This is a genomic window from Massilia sp. YIM B02443 (assembly GCF_030411955.1).
Classification (GTDB): domain Bacteria; phylum Pseudomonadota; class Gammaproteobacteria; order Burkholderiales; family Burkholderiaceae_D; genus Telluria.
In genome coordinates this window covers 44,418-65,770 of sequence record NZ_JASNRA010000027.1, presented here as the reverse complement: position 1 = coordinate 65,770, position 21,353 = coordinate 44,418, and the positions used below count along the sequence as shown (strand labels likewise).

General features: G+C 67.4%; 18 protein-coding genes. 4 read left to right on the top strand and 14 right to left on the bottom strand.

Annotated features, from left to right (window positions below; genetic code table 11):
* The first annotated feature begins 157 nt into the window (after window positions 1–157).
* Window positions 158–622 carry a hypothetical protein gene (locus QPK27_RS21645; RefSeq protein WP_290420249.1) on the top strand — a complete coding sequence of 155 codons (465 nt, stop codon included), beginning with the start codon at window positions 158–160 and terminating at the stop codon, window positions 620–622.
* A gap of 82 nt (window positions 623–704) precedes the next feature.
* On the opposite strand, the gene QPK27_RS21640 is transcribed toward QPK27_RS21645, so the two are convergent.
* From QPK27_RS21640 to QPK27_RS21625, 4 genes are all read right to left on the bottom strand, one after another.
* Complete coding sequence (locus tag QPK27_RS21640) at window positions 705–1,502, bottom strand: transporter substrate-binding domain-containing protein (protein ID WP_374047102.1); 798 nt, start codon at window positions 1,500–1,502, stop codon at window positions 705–707.
* A gap of 121 nt (window positions 1,503–1,623) precedes the next feature.
* Complete coding sequence (locus tag QPK27_RS21635) at window positions 1,624–2,676, bottom strand: hybrid sensor histidine kinase/response regulator (protein ID WP_290420247.1); 1,053 nt, start codon at window positions 2,674–2,676, stop codon at window positions 1,624–1,626.
* Window positions 2,677–2,705: 29 nt separating this feature from the next.
* Window positions 2,706–3,341: a histidine kinase dimerization/phospho-acceptor domain-containing protein gene (locus QPK27_RS21630; protein ID WP_290420246.1), complete on the bottom strand. Its 636-nt coding sequence runs from the start codon at window positions 3,339–3,341 to the stop codon at window positions 2,706–2,708.
* Window positions 3,342–3,489: 148 nt separating this feature from the next.
* Entirely contained in the window at window positions 3,490–4,605 is a 1,116-nt protein-coding gene (locus tag QPK27_RS21625) for a Gfo/Idh/MocA family protein (protein ID WP_290420245.1), read from the bottom strand.
* Between the two features lie 173 nt (window positions 4,606–4,778).
* Between QPK27_RS21625 and QPK27_RS21620 the strand changes: the two genes are divergently transcribed.
* Window positions 4,779–5,750, top strand: a complete 972-nt coding sequence (locus tag QPK27_RS21620; RefSeq protein ID WP_290420244.1) for an SMP-30/gluconolactonase/LRE family protein — start codon at window positions 4,779–4,781, stop codon at window positions 5,748–5,750.
* A gap of 18 nt (window positions 5,751–5,768) precedes the next feature.
* Here the strand turns inward: QPK27_RS21620 and QPK27_RS21615 are convergent, their stop codons facing one another.
* The 5 genes from QPK27_RS21615 to QPK27_RS21595 form a co-directional block, all read right to left on the bottom strand.
* A complete protein-coding gene (locus QPK27_RS21615; protein ID WP_290420243.1) occupies window positions 5,769–6,173 on the bottom strand; it encodes a hypothetical protein in 405 nt (134 codons plus the stop codon).
* A 93-nt stretch (window positions 6,174–6,266) separates the two neighbouring features.
* A complete protein-coding gene (locus tag QPK27_RS21610; protein WP_290420242.1) occupies window positions 6,267–6,740 on the bottom strand; it encodes a metallophosphoesterase family protein in 474 nt (157 codons plus the stop codon).
* Between the two features lie 3 nt (window positions 6,741–6,743).
* On the bottom strand, window positions 6,744–7,034 hold the full coding sequence (locus QPK27_RS21605) for a DUF378 domain-containing protein (protein WP_290420241.1): 291 nt from the start codon (window positions 7,032–7,034) through the stop codon (window positions 6,744–6,746).
* 129 nt (window positions 7,035–7,163) lie between these two features.
* A complete protein-coding gene (locus QPK27_RS21600; protein WP_290420240.1) occupies window positions 7,164–7,781 on the bottom strand; it encodes a DUF882 domain-containing protein in 618 nt (205 codons plus the stop codon).
* Window positions 7,782–7,886: 105 nt separating this feature from the next.
* Entirely contained in the window at window positions 7,887–8,411 is a 525-nt protein-coding gene (locus tag QPK27_RS21595) for a GNAT family N-acetyltransferase (protein WP_290420239.1), read from the bottom strand.
* Window positions 8,412–8,634: 223 nt separating this feature from the next.
* On the opposite strand from QPK27_RS21595, the gene QPK27_RS21590 reads away from it, so the two are divergent.
* Both QPK27_RS21590 and QPK27_RS21585 read left to right on the top strand, forming a co-directional pair.
* Complete coding sequence (locus QPK27_RS21590; RefSeq protein ID WP_290420238.1) at window positions 8,635–9,651, top strand: sulfate ABC transporter substrate-binding protein; 1,017 nt, start codon at window positions 8,635–8,637, stop codon at window positions 9,649–9,651.
* A gap of 328 nt (window positions 9,652–9,979) precedes the next feature.
* Complete coding sequence (locus tag QPK27_RS21585; RefSeq protein WP_290420237.1) at window positions 9,980–10,936, top strand: serine hydrolase; 957 nt, start codon at window positions 9,980–9,982, stop codon at window positions 10,934–10,936.
* Window positions 10,937–10,989: 53 nt separating this feature from the next.
* Here QPK27_RS21585 and QPK27_RS21580 read toward each other — a convergent pair whose 3' ends face one another.
* From QPK27_RS21580 to QPK27_RS21560, 5 genes are all read right to left on the bottom strand, one after another.
* The gene (locus tag QPK27_RS21580; protein ID WP_290420236.1) at window positions 10,990–11,544 is read right to left on the bottom strand and encodes a hypothetical protein; all 555 of its coding nucleotides are present in this window, start codon (window positions 11,542–11,544) and stop codon (window positions 10,990–10,992) included.
* Window positions 11,545–11,553: 9 nt separating this feature from the next.
* Window positions 11,554–13,512 (bottom strand): exodeoxyribonuclease V subunit alpha, encoded by a 1,959-nt coding sequence (recD, locus tag QPK27_RS21575; protein ID WP_290420235.1) that lies wholly within the window; start codon window positions 13,510–13,512, stop codon window positions 11,554–11,556.
* On the bottom strand, window positions 13,493–17,161 hold the full coding sequence (gene recB / locus QPK27_RS21570) for an exodeoxyribonuclease V subunit beta (protein ID WP_290420234.1): 3,669 nt from the start codon (window positions 17,159–17,161) through the stop codon (window positions 13,493–13,495). The genes recD and recB overlap by 20 nt, the downstream gene beginning before the upstream one ends.
* Before the next feature lie 3 nt (window positions 17,162–17,164).
* Window positions 17,165–20,551 (bottom strand): exodeoxyribonuclease V subunit gamma, encoded by a 3,387-nt coding sequence (gene recC, locus QPK27_RS21565; RefSeq protein WP_290420233.1) that lies wholly within the window; start codon window positions 20,549–20,551, stop codon window positions 17,165–17,167.
* Between the two features lie 161 nt (window positions 20,552–20,712).
* Complete coding sequence (locus QPK27_RS21560; RefSeq protein WP_290420232.1) at window positions 20,713–21,327, bottom strand: flavin reductase family protein; 615 nt, start codon at window positions 21,325–21,327, stop codon at window positions 20,713–20,715.
* Window positions 21,328–21,353: the final 26 nt, after the last annotated feature.

Genomic DNA, 21,353 nt, shown 5'->3' with positions numbered 1-21,353 from the left:
AACATCGTCTGGGTCACGCCGGAAGGCGGCGGCGGACCGAACTACCCGAACATGTAAAGGGTCGCTTGAAGCCAGTATTTTACTGCTGGCTTTGTCCGAAACTTCCTACGAAGTGCCCTCCAATTATCCGATTGGCACAGGCGCTGGCAGGCGTAGCATGGGACTCCTCGACATTCAGTGCAAGGAGACCAGCATGGGTGAAAACAAGGGCCATAGCGACAAAAATCCGAGCTACCCCGAGTTGGACGACATGGGTTCCGCAGCCAGCCGCGCCGGCCAGAGCGCCGGCAACCAGCAAAGCGCCGGCGGGCAGCAGGACATTGGGAACCAGCAGAGCGGACATCTTCAGGGCAGCAATCTGCAAAGCGATCAGCAGCAAGGCAACAAGCAGTCAAGCGGCAAACAGCCGAGCAGCGGCGGCCAGCAGAATATCGGCAGCCAGCAGCAAGGCCAGCAAGGTGGCCAGCAGCAAGGCCAGAGTCAGCAACACGGCGGCCAGCACGCATCCGGAGGCACTCCGGCGCTGGACGACCTGAACAGCAAGCAGGGCAACAGCCAGTCCGCCTCGCAGAACGACGCGTTGCAAACCGACTGGGATAATCTGCAGGACAAGCACCGTTGACGCAGCAAGGTCACGGCAGTTCGATCCAGGGCGCGGTCCTCGCACGAGGCCGCGCCGTTTTCTTTGTGCGCGTTTCCTGACCTCAGCGCGCCTCGCGGCTGGCGTCCACCCCGAACCACTTCAAGGAAAGGCGGCGCAGCACGCCGCTGGCGCGCGCCTTGTCCAGCACCAGGTCGACCGCCACCTTGAAACGCGGATTGCCGCCCCGAAACGCCACCGCGGTGCGCTCGACCGGCCCCACGCGCGGCCCGGCGCGCAGCGGCAAGCTGGAATTTTTCAGCAGATAGGCCACCATCAGGCTGTCGTTGAGCACGGCGTCGATGCGCCCGAAGGCCAGGTCCTGCAGGTTCTCGGCTGCGGCCGGATAGCTGCGGATCGCGATCCCGGGCACGGCGCGCGCCTGCTGTTCATAGACGCTGCCCTGCCCGACGCCCACCGTGCGCCCCTTGAGGTCGGCCAGGCCGCGCACGCTGGCGCGCTCGTTGCTGCGCACGATCAGTTGCGGCGCGGAATAGGTGTACGGCGCCGAGAAGCCGAAGTCGCGCTGGCGCGCCGGCGTCACGTGGACCTGGCTGACGGCGACGTCGGTCTTGCCCGCTGCCAGCCCGGGCAGGATGGCCGACCATTCGCTGACCACGAACTGCGGCTTCACGCCCAGCCCGGCCGCGACCAGGCGCGCCACGTCGGCGTCGTAGCCGGTAAGTTGCCCGCTCTGCGGATCGCGAAAGTTAAAGGGCGGATAGCTGCCCTCGAGTGCGATGCGCAAGGCGCCGCGCGTCCTGACCTGATCCAGCAAGTCGGCGCCATGGGCCGCGCCGCTTGCAAACACCAGCCCGGTTGCCAACATCGACAGCAAGCGTCGTCCCCGCCCCATTCCCATCTCGCGCATCGGCTACTCCGAACAACGGTCATACGCGCTTTATAACCGAAAAGCACGCAGCATGACTAGTCGGTGACGAACAGGATGGCGGGTCGACGCCCGGCACGGCGGCCGGCGGCGTTCAGGCGTCCAGCGCCGCTTCTGCCTCGGCCCTGGCTGTGGATGCGGCCGGCCGCTCCGGCGCCAGGTGCGCGCGCATCAATTCCAGCAAATGCGCCAGCTGCACCGGCTTGTTCAGGTGGTGCGCGATGCCGGCCGCCTTGGACGCCGCGCGCGAGACCTCGTCGCTCCAGCCGGTCAGCGCCACCAGCAGCGTGCGCGGACCCAGCAAGCCGGCGGCGCGGGCACGCAGCGCCACATCGGTGCCCGACATGTCCGGCAGTCCGACGTCGAGCAGCACCACGTCCGGCCGCCCCGCCGCGATTGCGCGCAACGCGCCGGCGCCGTCCTGCGCGCTGAGGACGCGGTAGCCTTCCATCTCGAGCAGGGCCTGCATCATCTGCAGCGCATCGACGTTGTCGTCGACCACCAGCACCGTCGCCGCCGCTGGAGCCGGCACGGCGCCGTCCGGCGCCGCGTCGGCTTGCGGCGGCGCCGCGTCCTGCGCCAGCGGCAGCACGATCTCGAAGCGCGCTCCGCTGCCGGGTCCGTCGCTATGGGCGTCGATCCGGCCGCCGTGCTGGGTGACCAGGTGGCGCGTCAGGGCCAGGCCGATGCCCAGGCCGCTGTTGCCGTGCATGCCGCTGGCATGTTCTTGCGCGAACATGCCGAACAGCTTGGGCAGCATGGCCGGCGCAATGCCGCGTCCGCTGTCGCTGACGGTGATGGCGACATAGCCGTCGGCGCGCAACGCCAGCGCCAGAGCGATGCGTCCGCCGTCCGGCGTGAACTTGATCGCATTATTCAGCAGGTTCGACACGCACTGCGCGATGCGCACCGCGTCCACGCATACCGGCACCGGCGTGGCCGGCAGGCTGGCGCTGAAGTCGTGCCCGGCCGCCTCGATCAGCGGCTGGCAGGTTTCCAGCGCGCCCTCGACCACCTGGCGCAGGTCGACGTGCGCCAGGCGCAGGGTCAGCTTGCTCGACTGGATGCGCGACACGTCCAGCAGATCGTCCACCAGCCGCGTCAATTGTCCGCTCTGGCGCGCGATGATGGCGGCGGCGCGCCGCACCTTGTCGTCGTCCGGGTCGATGGCCGAGATCAGCTGGGCCGCCGAGCGNCCAGCCGCGTCAATTGTCCGCTCTGGCGCGCGATGATGGCGGCGGCGCGCCGCACCTTGTCGTCGTCCGGGTCGATGGCCGAGATCAGCTGGGCCGCCGAGCGGATCGGCGCCAGCGGGTTGCGCAGCTCGTGCGCCAGCATGGCCAGGAACACATCTTTCTGACGGTCGGCTTCGCGCAGCTCGGCTTCGCGCGCCAGCAGTTCCTGCTCGCTGCGGCGCAGCTTTTCGCTGGTGGTGCGCAGCCGGCTCATCGCCGAATTCATCAGCTCGATGACGATGCAGTCGACCACCAGGATGCCGGCGAAGAACACCAGCGCGATCAGATCGCTGCGCGCCATGTTCCACAAGGCCAGCGGCGGCCCCATGAAAAAAGCCCAGGCCGACACCGTGCTGAGCGCCGCCACCAGCAGGCCCGGGCCGAGCCCGACCAGCCAGGTGGTGATCAGCACCGCCGGGAAGAACGACAGGAAGGGAAAGCCGCGCGCCGGCAGCACGTCCACCAGCAGGAAGCGCGCCACCAGGGCGATGGCGAACAGCGCACACGCCACGGCATAGCGCAGCGGCGCGCGGGCGACGGCCTGGCGCCAGGCGTCGCGCATCGAGGAAAGCGTCATGGCGCGAAGATCAGGAAGAAGTGGGGGCGGCGGCCCGGATGCGACGAACTCTCGGTCGCCGCGCAAACCCGCGACTCTACACTAAAAATTCTTGCCTGATAACACGATTACGAAATCGCCAACGCTCGATGCGCTCGTCAATACCGGTTCAGCGCAGCGCGATGCGCTTCTGCTCGCGCGCCGAACGGTACACCGCCTCGATGATGCGGATGTCGCGCAAGCCCTCTTCGCCGGCCACGATCGGTTCGCGGTTCTGCAGCACGCACTGCGACATGTGGTCGAGCTGGCCGGCCCACTGGGTCGCGGCCGGCCCCGGCTTCGGCGTGACCAGGGTCTCGTCGCTGCGGTTCTTGCCGACCCACAGCTTGTGGCCGTCGTAGCCGGTGGCCGGCTCCATCTCGATGCGGCCCTTGTCGCCCATCAGCAACAGGTGGTTCTGGTTGGCGCTGTACATCGACATGCACGACCCGATCACGCCGGACGGGAATTCGAGTTGGAACTCGATCATGTCTTCCACTTCGCGGAAGCGCGGATCGCTCTTGTCGGTGGTTTCCTTGGCGTAGACGGCGATCGGCTCCTCGCCCACCATGTAGCGCGCCGCCTGCAGCGCGTAGATGCCGATGTCCATCATCGAGCCGCCGCCCGACATCGCCTTTTTCAGGCGCCAGTTGTCCGGGCCGCCGCTCGCCGTGAAACCGTGCTCGGAACGGAAATAGCGCAGCTTCCCGATCTCGCCCGAGCGCGCACGGCGCATCGCCTCCAGGTTGTGCGGCTCGAAGTGGCTGCGGTAGCCGATCATCAGTTTCTTGCCGGCCTTGCGGCAGGCGGCGATCATCTGCTCGCACTCTTTCGAGGTCAAGGCCATCGGCTTTTCGCACAGCACGTGCTTACCGGCAGCAGCGGCGCGCTCGGTGTACTCCAGGTGCATCGAGACCGGCAGGCAGATGTAGACGATGTCGACGTCCGGATTGTCGCGGATGCTGTCGAAGTTCTGGTAGTTGTAGATGCCGCGCTCGGGGACGCCATGGTCGGCCGCGACCTTTTTCGCCTTGGCCGGGTCGCCACTGACCAGCGCGACCAGTTTGCTGTGCTGGCAGTTCTTGAATTGCGGGATGATGATGCCCAGGCCGTAGCCGCCCAGGCCGACGATGGCATAGCCCAGCTTGCGTCCCGGCTGCTGCGCCCAGGCCGGCATGCCCATCGCGCCGCTTGCCAGCGCGCCTCCCGCGGCCAGCATCAGGCCGCGCCGATTCAGATCGATCATCACCATCTCCTTGTTTGTATGCGTTGTCGGACCAGCTTTTGCACTGCCGCGACACGGGCATGCGCAATGCAGTCCTTGATAAGGATACAATTGTTCCGATTGAAATGGTAGCGATAACACCGCGTAAGCCCGACCTTTCCCGCAGCTTGACTCACCCTGAGAGAACTTAGCCGATGACCCTGTCCACGATCCGATCCCGCCTTCCCTCCCCACGCACCCTGCTGGCCGGCGCCGCGCTGGCCTTCTTGGGCCATGGCGCCGCGCTTGCCGCGACACCCTTGCCCACTTCGTGTGGCAAGCCACCGTCGGGCGAACTGGACGCCCAGCGCATCGCCGCAGTCACGCCCAGCCGCAGCGAGCCGGGCCTGTACGAAGGCCCGGTCTGGATCAAGGATGCCTTGTACTTCTCGGATTTCAGTTTCAGTCAGGGTTTCCCATCGCGCGTGCGCAAGCTGACGCTCGACGGCAAGGTGACTACGGCCATCGAGGATGCCGGCAGCAACGGCCTGGCAGTGGACCGCGATGGCACACTGGTCGCCGCCACCCACAAGACCAAGTCGCTGTCGCGCTATGACCTGGGCAGCCGCAAGCGCAGCGACGTCGCGGGGCGCTACCAGGGCAATGTGTTCAACTCGCCGAACGACATCGCCATCGCGCACGACGGCACGATCTATTTCACCGATCCCGACTTCCAGCAGGCGGCGGCGCCCGGCGGCCAGCCGGTGACCGGCATCTACCGGGTAGGCGTGGATGGACAGGTGACGCTGGTCGACGGCAGCCGGCGCAATCCGAACGGGATCGCGCTGTCGCTCGACGGCGCGCAGCTCTACGTGGTGGCCGGCGACGGAGCTATTCGCAGCTACGACGTCAAGGGCAAGATGCCGCAGACCGGACGCGAGCTGGTCAAGGGGATCGAGACCGGCGACGGCATGACCCTCGATTGCCACGGCAACCTGTACGCCACCGAACACGGCGCCAGGCGCGTGCGCGTGTTCTCGCCGCAGGGACGCGAACTGGCGACGATCCGGGTCGACGCCAACGTCACCAACGTCGCCTTCGGCGGCAAGGATGGCAAGACGCTGTACATTACCGGCGCCGGCGCCGTATGGCAGACCCGGCTCGACGTGAGCGGCCTGCCTTACTGATGCTTTACGTGCTGAGGCTTACCAGGCGCGGCGGCCGTGCGTGCCGAAGTTGTGGCCGCTGACCAGGGTGGTGCTCTGCACCAGCGTCGACAAGCCCAGGATCAGTTGCACCAGCCGGTCGTCGGGCAGCACCCAGATCTGGCCGCGCGGCTGCTCGGCGCCGGTGGCGGCCATGATCAGGGGAGCGATCCAGGCGGCGTCCTGGTCGACGTCGAGGATCACCGCATCCTCCGTGGTTTGCATATGCAGGTTGCCGCCTTCGGCCAGCGTGAAGCAGATGCCGACGCCTGTTTCCTGCGGCTTGAAGGCATCGACCATCGCGGCATTGTGTTCGTCGATCCAGAGCTCGACGTCCTGCGGCGTCTCGAGCGGGGTCCAGGGACGGGGTTTGAAACGGGGCGGCTGGTCGGTCGAAGGATTCATGTGCTGCACGTGTGAGTAGACGGGCAGTATCTTACGGGATTTTGCGCCAGGGCGGAGGCGCTGTTTTCGCGCACGGGGTTGTGTCGCCCGGCCTCACGGTACGTCGAGGGTGACCAGGCGTACGCTGACTTGCCCGTCTTCGACCAGCAGTTCGCCCACCGACACCGGCAGCTTGAAGCGACGCCGCCCGGCAGCGCCGGGATTCACGTACAGCACGCCGCCCTGCTCGCTGCAGGCCGGCTTGTGCGAGTGACCGGCGATCACCACGCGAACGCCTTCCGTAATGGGGTCGAGCGCCAGTTCTTTGAGATCGTGGATCACGTGAATGGCGACGCCGCCCAGCGTCAGCGTAACGGATTCCGGCAACGCATTGGCCCACGCGCCACGGTCGTTATTGCCGCGCACGGCCGTCAGCGGCGCCAGCGTGGCCAGCTGCTCGAGGGTCGCCGGATCGACGATGTCGCCGGCGTGGATGATGTGGGCGCTGCCCCGCAGGTAATCCAGCGCCTGCGGACGCAGCAACCCATGCGTATCGGAAATCAGGCCGACGCGCAGTTTCTCCTGCATGCCTCAGGTTCGCTTGCTGCTGGCCATCTTGGCCGTGGTGTACACCGAGTACAGCGCCGCGATACCGACCAGCACGTACACCACGCGCGTCAGCGCGCTGCCCGGGCCGAACAGCGTAGCGACCATATCGACGTTGAACAGACCGACCATGCCCCAGTTGAGGCCACCGATGATCAGGAGCGCCATTGCCAGGTAGTCCATCGCGGACATGGTGGAGCGTTGGTGCGAACGGACGGCCACCCGGCGGTCGGGCATGGTGCGGCGGTCCATGGTTGGTGCATTGATTGTTGCCATCACAGCCTCCTTGACGAGAGTTGGATTGCCGGGACGCGTCGCCCCGGCCCTTGCAACAATACTAGCAAAAGAAATCCGACACGCTCGCACGCGTTGTACCGATTTGGTGCAAAAGCGCGACGGAACCTGTCAACCCTTCCAGGTGCGTTCCAGGCCGGTGTCGGCGTGGATCCAGCCGCCGCGCGGACCGGAGCGGTAGTAGTAGCCGACCCCGCCGCCGCGGAAGCTGCGGATCAGGCCGCCGAGCACTTCCTCGTTCAGCTTGGCCAGGCGGATGTCGGCCGCCTTGCCGACCATGTGCAGCGACTTGCGCGCGGCCGGGATGCCGGCTTCCTGCAGGCGCTTGTTGGAGGCCGGCGTGCGGTAGCCCGACAGGATCTCGACCGGCTGGTTCAGCCCGTAGCGCGCGATGAAGGCTTGCGTGCTCCACAGCATCTCGAGCAGCTTGGGGTCGATCGGCGCGGTCTCGCGGCCGTTGACGTCGCGCAGCAGGTGGCACAGCTGCTGGTAGGCCGACTCGATCACCTCGCCGTCCTTCCAGTACAGCAGGGTCGCTTTTTCATTGCTTTGCGGGCGGGTGACCGACAGCGTGCGCGGCTTGACCCAGAAATCCAGGTCCAGCGCTTGCGAATCGAACAGGTCGGGCGGGGGTTGCAGCTCGGTGGCGGCGCCGATCAGGGGCGTGCCGACGGCGCCAAGGGCGGCCAGGCGGGCGCCCTGGTAAAGGAAGTCTCTGCGTGAAGCCATGGGATTGCTCGTCCGTTACTTATGCGGAACTCATCATTGCGATGGCGCCTACTATAGCTTATTGGAACAGCACACGTCAGCGCAATGGCGTGCGCGAGCGAAATATCAGTCGCCGCAGTTGCAGAAACGCTTGCTGGCCTTGGGATCGCACGCGCCGTCGAGGCGTTTCCACAACAGGTCGCATTCGAGGCCGAAGCAGGCCTTGTCCTTGCCGGCATTCAGAAAGCCGTGGCGTTCGAAGAAGGTGCTGGCGCCGGCCGGGCTGTGCAGGCTGAGCTTGGTGATGTTCCAGGCGCGCGCCTGCTCTTCCAGCGCGGTCAGCAGTGCGCGGCCGACGCCGCAGCGCAGCGCCTCGGGCAGCACATAGCACAGCGCCACCTTGCCGGCCTGGGTCAGGAGCGCCAGTCCGACCAGCTGCCCTTCGCTCTCGGCGACCAGGGCGTAATTGACGGGAGACGAAAACCAGGCCAGGACCGTGGCCGGCGTTTTGTTGCCGAGCCACGCGTCGAGCACGGCCGGCTGGTCGCGATGTTCGTCGCGGCAACCTTCCTCGATGGAGCGCCGCAGCAGGGCGCAGGCAGCCGGCGCGTCGTCAGGGAGCGCCCTGCGAATCTGGATACGCGTGGACATTACATCTCTACTCGAACAAAACAGCGTGGACAACGTGGGGCAACTATCAGGGCGCCCTCGGGCGTCGCATGACCTCGACTATACACCGAAACCGCCGGGGTCTGCTCGGCGCGCCCCCAAGCGCGTGCTGCGAATAAGGATATGACGAAAGTATTGTTCCGTTCAAAGCGGAAATTAGGGAACATGCACACTGTCATTACTCTTAGAGATAAGCGAGAACACCATGCGCAACTCCCCTTCCAGCTCCCTGCGCCGCGCGCTGCTGGTATTGGCCATGGCGGCCGGCAGCACCCTGTCGGTGCAGGCCGCGGCCCAGACCGAACTGCTGAACGTGTCGTACGACGTTGCGCGCGAGCTCTACAAGGACGTGAACCCGGCCTTCATCGCTGCCTATAAACAGCAGACCGGCCAGACCGTGACCGTCAAGCAATCGCACGGCGGCTCGAGCAAGCAGGCGCGCGCGGTGGCCGACGGCCTGGAAGCTTCGGTGGTGACGATGAACCAGGCCAACGACATCGACATGCTGGCCGACCGCGGCCTGGTGGCGAAGGACTGGGCCAGGAAGTTCCCGAACAATGCGGCGCCGTATTACTCGACCATGGTGTTCCTGGTCCGCAAAGGCAATCCGAAGGGGGTGCGCGACTGGCAAGACCTGGCACGTTCGGGCGTGCAGGTGGTGATCCCGAATCCGAAGACCGCCGGCAACGGCCGCTATACCTATCTGGCGGCCTGGGGCTCGGTGATCAAGAAAGGCGGCAACGAAGCCCAGGCGCGCGAGCTGGTCGGCAAGATCTTCAAGAACGTGCCGATCCTGGACGGCGGCGGCCGCGCAGCCACCACCACCTTCACCCAGCGCCAGATCGGCGACGTGCTGGTGACCTTCGAAAACGAAGTGAGCATGGTGCGCCAGGAATTCGGCAATAACTTCGAAGTCGTCTATCCGGCGACTTCGATCCTGGCCGAATCGCCGGTGGCCGTGGTCGACAAGGTGGTCGACCGCCGCAAGCTGCGCCAGCCGGCGACCGCTTACCTGAACTTCCTGTATTCGCCGGCCGGCCAGGAATTCGGCGCCAAGCACTTCATGCGCGTGCGCAATGAAAACGTGATGAAGAAATACGCGGCCAATTACAAGCCGATCAGCCTGTTCACCGTGGACGAGGTATTCGGCGGCTGGCGCGCAGCGCAGAAGCGCCACTTCGACGATGGCGGCGAATTCGATAAGATTTATCAGTCGAAATAAATATTGAACAGATCGTCAATAAATACTGGATAAATAAACAGCCCTGCTCCGTGCGGGGCTGTTTTTATTTGTGGGCGTAACTCATCCATTATCTCCGACCGAATCTATTGAGCTTGCTCATTAATTATTTCAACCAATAAATTCAGTTCACCAAGGTGTCACATTTCAGTAAAATTTTCTTCTGCTTTAGGGGAATTTTCTTGTGCGCCATAGACATGCATTGCGTATAGATGCTATCGTTCAATTCTGTAGTTGCCCTACAGACAGATGTTGAAAGCGCCGCCTGGCGCCCGTGACGTTCAACCTCCACCCGAATTCAAATCGCCCAATGATCAAGAAATTGTTCGCCACCGCGCTGATGACGTTCTCGGCCGCTGCATTCGCAGTGCCGTTCGGCTCGCAGTCGGTACTAGTAGTAGAAGACGGCACCGGCAAGGTGCTGATCGAAAAGAATGCCGACCAGGTGGTGCCGATCGCCTCGCTGACCAAGCTGATGACGGCGATGGTCGTGCTCGACGCCAAGCTGGACATGGACGAGCAGATCGAAATCGACCGCAGCGACGTCGACACCGTCAAATACAGCAGCTCGCGCGTGCCGGTCGGCGCCAGCATCTCGCGCCGCGACGTGCTGCACCTGGCGCTGATGTCGTCGGATAACCGCGCCGCCGCCGCGCTGGCCCGCACCTACCCGGGCGGCAAGGAAGGCTTCAAGGCTGCCGTGCGCCGCAAGATCCACGCGCTGGGCATGACCCAGACCTCGATCGAAGAGCCGACCGGCCTGTCACCGCACAACCGCTCGACCGCGACCGACCTGGTCAAGATGGCCACCGCCTCGACCAGGTATCCCGAGATCGTGCGCATGACCACCGAGACCCGCGACATCATCGACATCAACGGCCGCGGCGTCGAATACCGCAACACCAACCGCCTGGTCGGCGCCAAGGGCTGGGACGTCGGCCTGTCGAAAACCGGCTTCACCAACGAAGCGGGCCGCTGCCTGATCATGAACATCAAGGCCGCCGGCAAGAACGCGACCCTGGTGCTGCTCAACGCTGGCGCCTCGTCGGCGCGCATCATGGACGCGCTGAATATCCGCCGCTTCATCACCGGCGACGAGCCGGTGGCCCGTGTCGCGCGCGCCGCCACCGGCGGTCCACGCATCAAGGCCAGCGCCGGGCGCTCGAAGGCGAAGGCGAGCGCGCGCGCCAAGTCGGGCGCGAAAGCGAAGGCGGTCAGCAAGCGCAAGCAGGCGAAGGTCAAGACGGCGCGCAAGCGTCGCGACTGATCACGCCGCGAAACGTACAGCGCATCAACCCAAGGGGCCAGTCAGGGCCCTTTTTATTTGCTCGGTATCGATGGTTGCGGATCGCGCAGGCATTCTGGCTCGACGTTGACGCGGCCGACGTCGCCGGCGGCCCAGGCCCGTACCTCGCGCAGGAAACCGCGCAGTGCGACCACCGGCATCGATGCCGACCCCGTGCCACGCGTGCCACCCCGGCGATCACGCCAGCCATCGACCACACCGTCGGCCGCGGAATCATCGCCAAAGGTGTAGCGCAGCACGGCGCCGTCGTGCAGATGCAGTTCGATCGCATTGCGCAGAGAGGCGGTGCTGAAGCGGCTCGACTGACTGTGGAGCAGGTGACGCTCCATGATATCCACCAGAGCCGCCTGCCGGTCGGGTCGGAATGCGGTGCTGAAGCGGCAGCCGACCGCCTGCAGCCCGGCATAGGTCAGCGGCGCGGAGAAACGCATTCCCGGAGGCGTGAGCAGCACCGTCACGCGCACCACCCGCACTCCCTCGTGCACGGGCGGCTCGGGCCAGCTGGCGCTGGCCGCATGGACGACACCGATACCGAGCACACCGCCGACCAGCCATCCCGATGCACGCACCGCCGTCTCCTATCCGATCAATTCCTGCAAGCCGCTGGTGCGGTGCGTCCGCCGTGCAATCGCGTCGAACAGCACGTCGCCGGCCGGCGTCACCAGCGTAAACTCTTTACTGGCGCGCGTGATCCCGGTGTACACCAGCTCGCGCGTCAACACCGCATTGCGCTCGCGCGGCAAGGCCAGCACCGTGTGCGCGAACTCCGAGCCCTGCGATTTATGCACGGTCATCGCGAACGCCGTCTCCACATTGCGCAGGCGCGTGGCCAGCACGCTGCGCACCTTGTCCCCTTCCAGGAAGTAGACCCGCAGCGCCCCGGCGCGCGCCGGATCCGGCAGGGTGACGCCGATGTCGCCATTGAACACCGAGGTCGCGTAGTCGTTGCGGGTCACCATCACCGGCCGCCCGACATACCACTCGCCGCTGCGCCGCAACAGCCGCGCCGACTCCAGGCGCTTCTCGATCGCCTCGTTCAGTCCCGCCACGCCCCACTCGCCGTCACGCACCGCGCACAGGATGCGGAACGCCTCGAACTTCTGCAGCACGCCGCGTACCCACGCCTCATGGTCGCCCTGCTCGCCGGCGCGCAGATGCTCCAGGTACGGCGCGTAGCCGGTTTGCGCCAGCGCCAGCAACTGCGCCGGCTGCGCACCCTCGATCCAGTGCACGCTGCCCTCGCCCGCGCGCAGCACGTCCTCGGCGCGGTCGCCGTCGCCCGCGTTGATGGCCAGCGCCAGCTGCCCGATCGGGCCGCCGAAGCGGCGGCTGTGGCGCAGCATCACGGTCTGCTGGGCCAGCGGGCCGCCGGCGCCGGCATACTGCGCGGGGATCGCCTCGCCGCTGGCGGCAGCCACGTAGGCCAGCGTGTCGGCATCGTAGTTGCCGTCGTGCGCGTCGTGGCACAGGTCGCCCAGCACCGCGCCTGCCTCCACCGACGCCAGCTGGTCCTTGTCGCCCAGCAGGATCAATGTCGCCGTCGGCGGCAGCGCATCGAGCAGGCTGGCCATCATCTCCAGGTGCACCATCGACGCTTCGTCGACGATCAGCACGTCGACGTCGAGCGGATTGCCGCGGTGGTGGGCAAAGGCGCGGGTGTCGGGCCGCGCGCCCAGGAGACTGTGCAGCGTGCGCGCCGCGCCCATGCGGCCCGTCAGCTCGCGCAACGGCAGGCGGTCGCCGACGCGCTCGGCCAGTTCGCCCAGCGCCTTGTCGATCGACTGCTTCAGGCGCGCCGCCGCCTTGCCGGTCGGTGCGGCCAGGGCCACGCGCTGGCGACTGGCCTCGGGCGCGGTCGCGAACAGCAGCGCCAGCAGGCGCGCCACGGTATAGGTCTTGCCGGTGCCGGGGCCGCCCGTGATGATCGCCACTGCGCCGCGCAGGGCGATGGCGCAGGCCAGCTTTTGCCAGTCCGGCGCCGGCGCATCGGGCTGCGCCGGGAACAGCGTGTCGAGCCAGCCGCGCACCGCCGCCGTATCGACCGGCAGCGCCGCTTCGGCGCGCTGGCGCACGGCGCGCGCCACCTGGGTCTCGTCGCGCCAGTAGCGGCGCAGATACAGGCGCTCGCCGTCCAGCACCAGCGGCTGGTCGTAGTCGAACGACTCGCGGTCCCACACCTGCTCGCAGCCGGACAGCAGCGTGTGCCAACCCTTGACGCCTTTCGGCAGCGGCCCGGCCAGCGCCGCCAGCGCGCGCCATTGCTCTTCGCTCCAGCCCAGCAGCGGCGCCAGGCCGGCGCTGCCCTCGGCTTCGGCCAGGTCGGCCAGCTGCACGCAGCTGTGGCCATGGCCTTCCAGCTCGGACAGCACGGCGGCCGCCAGCACCAGCGGCGGCGGCGCGCTGCCGAGCGAAGCGACGAAGCGCGCGAACGCATTCGACAGCCGGCGCAATTCGCCGGCCTCGGTCAGCGCGCCGATCTGGTCCCAGAGCGCGTCGATGTTCGCCGGGCCGGCGCTTTTAGTACTCGTCTTGGCCATCGTTCTTGTCCAGCAGTCGTTCCAGTTTGTCCAGCAGCTCCATGTCCGGCGCCAGCACGCAGCAGCCGTGCGTCTCGGGGTTGGCGATCCCGCGCAGGAACAGGAACAGCGCCCCGCCCAGCTGATATTCGGGTTCGTAGGCATCGCCCAAACGCGCGCGCAGCAGCCGGTGCAGCGCCAGCATGTAGATCGTGCCCTGGATGTCGTAGCGGTGGCCGGCCATGCCGGCTTCCATCGCCAGCCGGGTGTAGGCATCGTCGCCGGTGCCGAGCGCGTTCGACTTGTAGTCCAGCACCCAGTAGCGGCCATCGATTTCGAACACCAGGTCGGCAAAGCCTTTCAGCATGCCATGCAGGGTTTTCTCGGGCAGCGTCGGCCGCTCGACCGCGCCCAGCAGGTGTTTGCGGCACAGGGCATCGAGTTTCGGCAACTTGAGCTGCTCGCTCGGGAACCAGAATTCCATCTCGGGCAGCACGCCACGCAGGCCGCTAAGGGCCACGCCCAGCGGCGGCAGCGGCGTGTCGACGATCGCGCGCAACCAGGCCAGCGCATCGTCGAGCCGATGGCCCCAGCCGGCGCGTTCGATGCGCTGCACCAGCCGCGCTTCACAGTTCGGATCGTGCAGACAGTCGAAGCCCTCGCGCGCCAGCCATTCGAGCTGCTCGTGCAGGAAGTTGCCGGGCACCGAGCCGCGCGGGAAGCGGTGCCATGGCGCGTCTTCGATGCGCGGCGGCGTGACGACCTGCGGCGCTTCTTCCATCAGCGTCTGTTCCTGCGCCCGCATCGGCGCCGGCGGCGCTACCGCATGGCGTGTGAGCGACGTGAACGAGCCGACCGCCCAGTCGCGCTCGAAGTCGGCGTGGTAGCGCGGCGCCTCCAGCAGCTCGGGACGCGCGTCGTGACGGGCCAGCATCGTCAGTCCTTCCGCCGGCTCCAGCTCGTGCAGCGCGATGCCATCCACGTCGCCGCGCAGGCGCTCGAAATGGTCGCGCAGCGCGCCGGCGGCGATCGCGTCGCCTCCGCCCAGCAGGTAGCCGAGCGCCGATTCGTGCAGCCGGTTGTCGCCCTTGCGCCCGGACGCCACCGCCGCCGCGCCCAGCCACAAAAAGTGGCGCGCGCGCGTGACCGCCACGTACAGCAGGCGCAGGTCTTCCTCGATGCGGGCGCGGTCGACCGCGTCGAGCGCGTCGTCCGACAGCGCCAGGTCGAGGTGGCGTTCGCCATCGGGATCGACGTATTCGAAGAAGGCGCGGTTGCGGCGATCGGTACGCCGCGCGGTGACCGCGAACGGCAGGTACACCAGCGGATACTCCAGGCCCTTCGATTTATGGACCGTGACCACCTTCACCAGCTCGGCGTCGCTTTCCAGGCGCAGCACCCGTTCGTCGCCGCCCGAACCCAGGCCCTCGATCTGCTCGGCGAACCAGCGCGTCAGCGCCTGTTCGCCTTCCAGCTGGGCGCTGGCTTCCTGCAGCAGCTCGGCCAGGTGCAACAGGTTGGTCAGGCGCCGCTCGCCGCCCGCTTCGCGCAGCAGGCGCGCCGGCAGGCCGAGTTCGTGGATGAAGCTGCGCAGCATGGCCAGCACGCCGCGCCGCTGCCAGATGCCGTGCAGCGCCTTCAGTTGCTCGACGCGCGCTTCCCACGCCAGCTCGTCGTGCGAGAAGCGCGCCAGTTCGGCCAGGCCCAGGCCTGCGGTGCGCGTGGCAAACGCCGCGCGCGCCAGGCCGCCGTCGAGCGGGTTGGCGACCGCGTACAGCCAGCGCAGCACATCAAGCGCCTCTTCGCTTTCGACCACCGAATCCTTGTCCGACAGGTACACGCTCGGGACCTTGCGCCGCGCCAGCGCGCGCCGGATGGCGGCGGCTTCGCGCCGGTCGCGCACCAGGATCGCGATATCGGCCGGCATCAACCGCGTGAATTTCTCGTCGACTTCATCGTCCTGCTCGAGAAAACCCACGCGCTCGTCGTTGAGCAGCCCGACGATATGCTCGGCGCAGTGCTGGGCGAAAAAGTCGCGGTAGTCCTCTGCCTTGAGGTCGTCGCGGCAGGTGGTGCAGACGGCCAGCGCCTGCATTTCGCCTTCGACCCCGACCAGTTGTTTGCGGTGGCCCTTGGCGTCGACCGCTTCGAACGGCAGCGGGTTATCGTCGCCGCGCCGGAAGCGGAACGCGCCGGCGCTGTAGCCGCTGCCGTTGGCGTTCCGTTCGGCGTGCAGGAACAGCTGGTTGACCGACGCCACCAGCGCCGCCGTCGAGCGGTAATTGGTGCCGAGCTGGTAGTGGCGGCCCGTGGTGGCGCGCCGCGCCGACAGATAGCTGTGGATGTCGGCGCCGCGGAAGCCATAGATCGACTGCTTCGGGTCGCCGATCAGGAACAGGCCTTGCTGCGGGTCGTTGTCGGCCACCCGGTACAGCAGGTCGAAGATGCGGTACTGGTCGGGCGAGGTGTCCTGGAATTCGTCGACCAGGGCCACCGGGTACTGCTCCACGATGCGCTGGCGCAGCGCCGCGCCGTTTTCGCCTTCCAGCGCGGCCTTCAGGCGCTCGAGCATGTCGGCGAAGCCGAACTGGCGGTTGCGGCGCTTGAGTTCCTGCATGCGCGCGCCGATGTGGCCGGCCGCGTGGCGCAGCAGTGCGTGCGCGATCGGGTCCATCGCGCCCAGCGCTTCCTGCAGCGCGGCGGTGGCGTCGAAAACATCCGGCACCTCGGTCGAGAAATTCTTGCTGAACGCGTCCTCGATGCCGCCCGGGGTCAGGCGGCGCCAGGCGGTGTCGTTCAGGTCCGGCAGGTGCAGGTCCGGGTTTGCCGCCCAGGTGCGCAGCGCGTCGAACCACTTGACCAGCGAATCGGCGCGCATCTTGGTGCCGTTGAAGCACTTGGGGTCGCGCTCGCGGTGTCCTGCGATCCAGCGCTCCATCGCATCGGCGCGCTCGCTCCAGCCCTGTTTCAGGCGGCCGAGCTCCTCGCGCTGGGCGCGCGCCAGGCGCGCCACGAGTGTCCCGAGCGGCTCCTGCGCGACCTCGCCCAGCAGCGCGCCGCGATGCACCAGCTCGCGCACGCCGTGCTTCATGGCCTCGACGTCGCTCCAGGTCTGCAGCACGGCGTCGAGTGGCTCGGCGCCGAGCGGATACACGTGCTGGCGCCAGTAGTCGTGCGCCGCATCCTCGAACAGCAGGCGCTCGTCGCTCACCAGTTCTTCGTCGAACAGGCTGCCGGAATCGAACGCGTGCTCGCGCAGCATGCGCTGGCACCAGGCGTCGATGGTGAAGATCGCCGCCTCGTCCATCGTCTCGGCGGCCAGCATCAGGCGGTGCGCGGCGATGCTGCGCTCACTGCCTTCGGCGTAGCTGTCGGCCACCGCTTCCAGGTACGCGTCGTCCAGTTGCAGCTCGCCACGGAAATAGGCCGCGGCCTGCACCAGGCGTTCGCGCACGCGGTTGGCCAGCTCGCGCGTGGCGGCGCGGGTGAAGGTCATCACCAGGATCTCGGACGGCAACAGCGGGCGCACGAAGGCGTCGTCGCCACCGTGACCCAGCACCAGGCGCACGTACAGCGCGGCGATGGTCCAGGTCTTGCCGGTGCCGGCCGAGGCCTCGATCAGGCGCGAGCCGTGCAGGGGGAATACGAGAGGGTCGAGCTTCTGGCTCATGCTTTACACTTCCTGCAGCAGTTTGATCGTCAGTGCGCCATCCATCCAGCGCGCCAGCGGTCCATACAATTCCTCGGCCAGTTCGGGCCAAGCGCCGGCCGTCCGCAAGGCGTCGAAGTCCGGCCACAGGCGCGCCAGGCACAGGTCCTCGACCTCGCCGGACAGCTCGAAGCCGCCGTCGTACACAGTGCGTGGATCGCCCTCCGCCAGGTGGGCCAGCGCGGTGCGGCAGGCCACCGGCAGCGGGCTGTCCATATTGGCGCGCCACAGGCGCGCCAGGTCGCGCAGCACGGCCAGCGAGTCTTCCTGCGCCAAAGGCTTCATCTCGACCACGGCGTCGCGCGCCACCAGGTAGCCGGCCACCGGACTGCCGGCGGCGCTGCTGGCCAGTTGGCGCAGCCATGGGCCGATCAGCTTGTCGCCGCGCGGCTTGCCGCCCCGGTCCAGCACGCGTGAAGACAGCTGCATCAGCCACGCGGTCTGCCCTTCCGCGCTGCTGCGCAGGCGGTCGATCCAGTCGTCGAGCGGCACGCCATCGAGTTCGAACGACACCGCCAGCTTGGGCGCTGCTTGCGGGAAGCGCGCGCCCAGGCGCAGCCATTCAGTGCGCACCGGCACCAGGGAGCTCACCAGCTGCTCCTGCCACATGCGTCCCACCAGGCCGATCGGCAGCACGCCTTCGCGCGCCAGGCGCCCGGCCCGTTCGGCCAGCGTGGCGCGCACTTCGTCGATCGGTTCCGGCTCGCCGCTGTCGTCGAGCAGGTGGTCTTCGATCTGGAAGCGTTCGAGCGCGTCGAGCGCGAACGGCTCTTCGTCCTCGCCCACCTGCACCGCATCGGCGAACACCACGCCCAGGCGGCGGCGGAAGAAGTAACGCGCCGGCTGGCGCAGGAAGCTGGCCAGTTCGCCCAGCTTGAGCACGAAGTCGGGCTCCAGTTCGTGCCGCGGCAAGGCGTCGAGGACGGCGTCTTCCTCGACGCCGTGGGCCGAGCGCCATTCGCCGGCATAAGTCAGCAGGCCGCCGCGCTGGAAATAGCGGCGGCTGAACGGCTGCAGCGCGTGTTCCGTGGTGCGCTCGTCCAGATCCAGATCCCAACCGGCGGCCAGGTAGTCGCGCAGCTGCGCCACCAGCACGGACGGCGGCTGTTCGCTGTTGTCGCGCACATTGCGCCCGACCCAGCTGACGTAGAACTTGTCGCGCGCAGCCAGCAGCGCTTCCAGCATCAGGTAACGGTCGTCGTCGCGGCGCGAGCGATCGCCCGGACGCGCCATGCCCGGCAGCGCCAGCAGGTCGAAGTCCGAGTGGCGCGCGCGGCGCGGGAAGTCGCCGTCGTTCATGCCCAGCAGGCACACCACGCGGAACGGCACCGCGCGCATCGGCATCAGGGTGCAGAAGGTCACGCCGCCCGACACGAACTGGTGGTTCAGGGTCGGCTGGTCGAGTTCATTCAGCCAGGCTTCGCGCAATACAGCCAGCGGCACCGGTTCGTCGAAGCCGGCGGCATCACAGGTCTCGAGCCAGCATTGCAGGCCCTCGCTCAAGCTGGCCAGCGTCAGGCGGTCGGCTTCGTCGCTGGCAGCGTAGAAGCACGACAGCATCTCGCGCGCCGCTTCGCCCCATTCGGCGGGACGGCGCGGCTTGTCCAGCGCGGCGCGCCAGTTGAGCAGGCAGTCGACCAACTGCGCCAGCGAGCCGGCCAGCGCCGCATCCAGGCCACCGACTTCGGCATACGGCTCGATCTCGCCGAAGCTTGCGCCGGCGCCGCTGGCGTAGCCGAGCAGCATGCGGCGCACGCCGAAGATCCAGGCGTTCTGCTCGCCCGCCATGCCCAGTCCCAGGCCGGCGCGGTGTGCGCGGTCCAGGCCCCAGCGCACGCCGGCGCCTTCGATCCAGCGGCCCAGGATCGGCAAGTCTTCGTCGCTCAGGCCGAAGCGCTGCGCCACCGCCGGCACGTCCAGCAGGTCGCGCACCTCGCTCTGGCGGCAGCGCTGCTGCGGCAGGCGCAGCAGCCATTCGAGCGACACCAGCAGCGGGTTGACGCTGCGATCGCGCACGTCGCCGATCTCGAACGGGATGTGGCGCGGGTCGGTACCACGATGCTGGTCGAACACCGCGTGGATCGCCGGCGAGAAGGTGTCGATGTCGGGCACCATCACCACCACGTCGCGCGGACGCAGTGTCGGATCGTCGGCGAACCAGGACAGCAGCTGGTCGTGCAGCACCTCGACTTCGCGCTGCACGCTGTGGGTGACGTGGAACTCGATCGAGCGGTCGTCCGGCAGTGGCGGCACGTGCGGATGCTCGGACAGCGGCACCAGGTCGCGCACCGCGGCCTGAGCCTGCGCCAGCAGCGTGGCGCCATCGTCGTCGGCGAACAGGTCGACCCGCATGTGGGCGTTGTCGCCCTGCTCTTCGCCGAGTTGGTTGTCGAATTCGTCGAGCATGCGCACGAAGTCGCGGCCCTGCCGCCCCCAGCTTGCGAGCAGCGGATGGCTGTGCGCGTGCAGTTCCTCGATCGGGATCGCGCCGAGATCTGCGCCGTCGCGCAGAGGCTGGCGCCGGCGCGCGGCCTTCAGCAGCTCGCGCCCTTCGATGATGTCGCCCCAATAGAAGCGGCACGGATTCGGCACGGCGAACAGCACCTGCGTGTGGCGCGCCAGCGCGGCGATCGCCTGCAGCGTCTGATACGGCAGGGTCGACATCCCGAACAGCACCACCCGGCGCGGCAGGCGGCTGGCCGGCGGGAAGTCCTGCTCGACCGCCGACAAAAACTGCGCATGGATGGTGGCGCGGCCGCTCCAGCGCTGCTCGGGCGGCAGGCTCTCGTGGATCGCGCGCCACAGGCAGGCCTGCCAGCGCTGCTCGGGCGCCAGCGGCAGCGGTTCGCCCACGGCGCGCCGCAGCACGTCGCGGCCCTCGGCCCAGTCCTGCAGCCAGTCGGCGCGGTACACCTGGTACTGGTCGTACAGGTCGGCCACGCGCTCGGCCAGCTGCAGCCGGCGCTCGGCGTCGCCGTCGGCCAGGAAGCGCGCCAGCGGTTCGTAGCCGTCCTGCTGCAACAGCGTGGGCAGCAGGCGCATCAGACGCCAGGTGAGCGGATCCTTGTCGAACGGCGCGCGCGTGGGCACCCGCTCGCGCCCAAGCATGCCGCGATAGGCTTCCCACATGAAGCGCGCGGGCAGCGCCACGCGGGTGGCGGCGCACACGCCGAGTTCCTCGGCCAGCGCGATCTTGAGCCATTCGGCGACGCCGTTCGATTGCACCAGGAAGACTTCTTCTTCCAAGGGATCGAGCGGATGGTTGCGCAGCCAGTCGAACACGGCGCTGCGCAGCAGCTCCATCTGGTTGCCATGGAGGATCAGCAGGCCGGGAGAGATAGGGGAAGACATGCGAGTGATTGGGTGCGGGAGGATGCCGTCGAGCTGGGGCCACAGGATACCAAGTTTGGCGGGTCAGCGAAAGCTTGGCTCAGCCTTGCGAGGGGGCTTTTGATTGCGGTTACGTCCGCTGCCGGCGCGGCGCGGACGTGGGCCATTTCGTTTGTTGGTGGCTAGCGCGGGCGGTGCATCTGGAACAGCTGCTCGGGGCCGATCGAGAAGTAATCGGCCGGGCCACCACCACGCAGGATGTGGCCGGCGGCGGCGGTGTCATAGATGCCGTCCTTGAGCGAACCCTGCGCGATGTGCACGCCGACGACTTCACCCAGGACCAGCCAGGTCGGTACCGTGTCGCCATCGGCGCGCTGCAGCTGGATGATCTGCGTGACCTGGCATTCGAACGATACCGGGCTTTCCTCGACGCGCGGCGGCTTGACCAGGCGCGACGGCGCGGGCGTGAGTCCGGCCAGCGCGAATTCATCGACTTCCGGGGAGACAGCGGCGCAGCTGGCGTTCATGGCTTCGGCCAATGGGCGGGTCGCCAGGTTCCAGACGAATTGCCCGGTTTCCTGGACATTGCGCAGCGTGTCCTTTTCGCCGATGCTGGCGAAGCCGACGATGGGCGGGATGTAGTTGAAGGCGTTGAAGAAGCTGTATGGGGCGAGGTTCAGGACGCCGGACTGGCTCAGCGACGAGATCCAGCCGATCGGACGCGGGCCGACGATGGCGTTGAAGGGATCGTGGGGGAGTCCGTGGCCTTGGCGTGGTTCGTAGAAATGGATCGACATGGGATGAACGTGGGTTGACGAGCAGG

What these genes read in the sequence shown, in the direction of transcription:
- QPK27_RS21560 (WP_290420232.1), bottom strand. Translation starts at nt 21,327, where the DNA reads ATGTCGATCCATTTCTACGAACCACGCCAAGGCCACGGACTCCCCCAC.
- QPK27_RS21620 (WP_290420244.1), top strand. Translation starts at nt 4,779, where the DNA reads ATGACCCTGTCCACGATCCGATCCCGCCTTCCCTCCCCACGCACCCTG.
- QPK27_RS21640 (WP_374047102.1), bottom strand. Translation starts at nt 1,502, where the DNA reads ATGGGAATGGGGCGGGGACGACGCTTGCTGTCGATGTTGGCAACCGGG.
- QPK27_RS21595 (WP_290420239.1), bottom strand. Translation starts at nt 8,411, where the DNA reads ATGTCCACGCGTATCCAGATTCGCAGGGCGCTCCCTGACGACGCGCCG.
- recB (WP_290420234.1), bottom strand. Translation starts at nt 17,161, where the DNA reads ATGAGCCAGAAGCTCGACCCTCTCGTATTCCCCCTGCACGGCTCGCGC.
- QPK27_RS21605 (WP_290420241.1), bottom strand. Translation starts at nt 7,034, where the DNA reads ATGGCAACAATCAATGCACCAACCATGGACCGCCGCACCATGCCCGAC.
- QPK27_RS21600 (WP_290420240.1), bottom strand. Translation starts at nt 7,781, where the DNA reads ATGGCTTCACGCAGAGACTTCCTTTACCAGGGCGCCCGCCTGGCCGCC.
- QPK27_RS21615 (WP_290420243.1), bottom strand. Translation starts at nt 6,173, where the DNA reads ATGAATCCTTCGACCGACCAGCCGCCCCGTTTCAAACCCCGTCCCTGG.
- QPK27_RS21645 (WP_290420249.1), top strand. Translation starts at nt 158, where the DNA reads ATGGGACTCCTCGACATTCAGTGCAAGGAGACCAGCATGGGTGAAAAC.
- QPK27_RS21585 (WP_290420237.1), top strand. Translation starts at nt 9,980, where the DNA reads ATGATCAAGAAATTGTTCGCCACCGCGCTGATGACGTTCTCGGCCGCT.
- recD (WP_290420235.1), bottom strand. Translation starts at nt 13,512, where the DNA reads ATGGCCAAGACGAGTACTAAAAGCGCCGGCCCGGCGAACATCGACGCG.
- QPK27_RS21625 (WP_290420245.1), bottom strand. Translation starts at nt 4,605, where the DNA reads ATGATCGATCTGAATCGGCGCGGCCTGATGCTGGCCGCGGGAGGCGCG.
- QPK27_RS21590 (WP_290420238.1), top strand. Translation starts at nt 8,635, where the DNA reads ATGCGCAACTCCCCTTCCAGCTCCCTGCGCCGCGCGCTGCTGGTATTG.
- QPK27_RS21610 (WP_290420242.1), bottom strand. Translation starts at nt 6,740, where the DNA reads ATGCAGGAGAAACTGCGCGTCGGCCTGATTTCCGATACGCATGGGTTG.
- recC (WP_290420233.1), bottom strand. Translation starts at nt 20,551, where the DNA reads ATGTCTTCCCCTATCTCTCCCGGCCTGCTGATCCTCCATGGCAACCAG.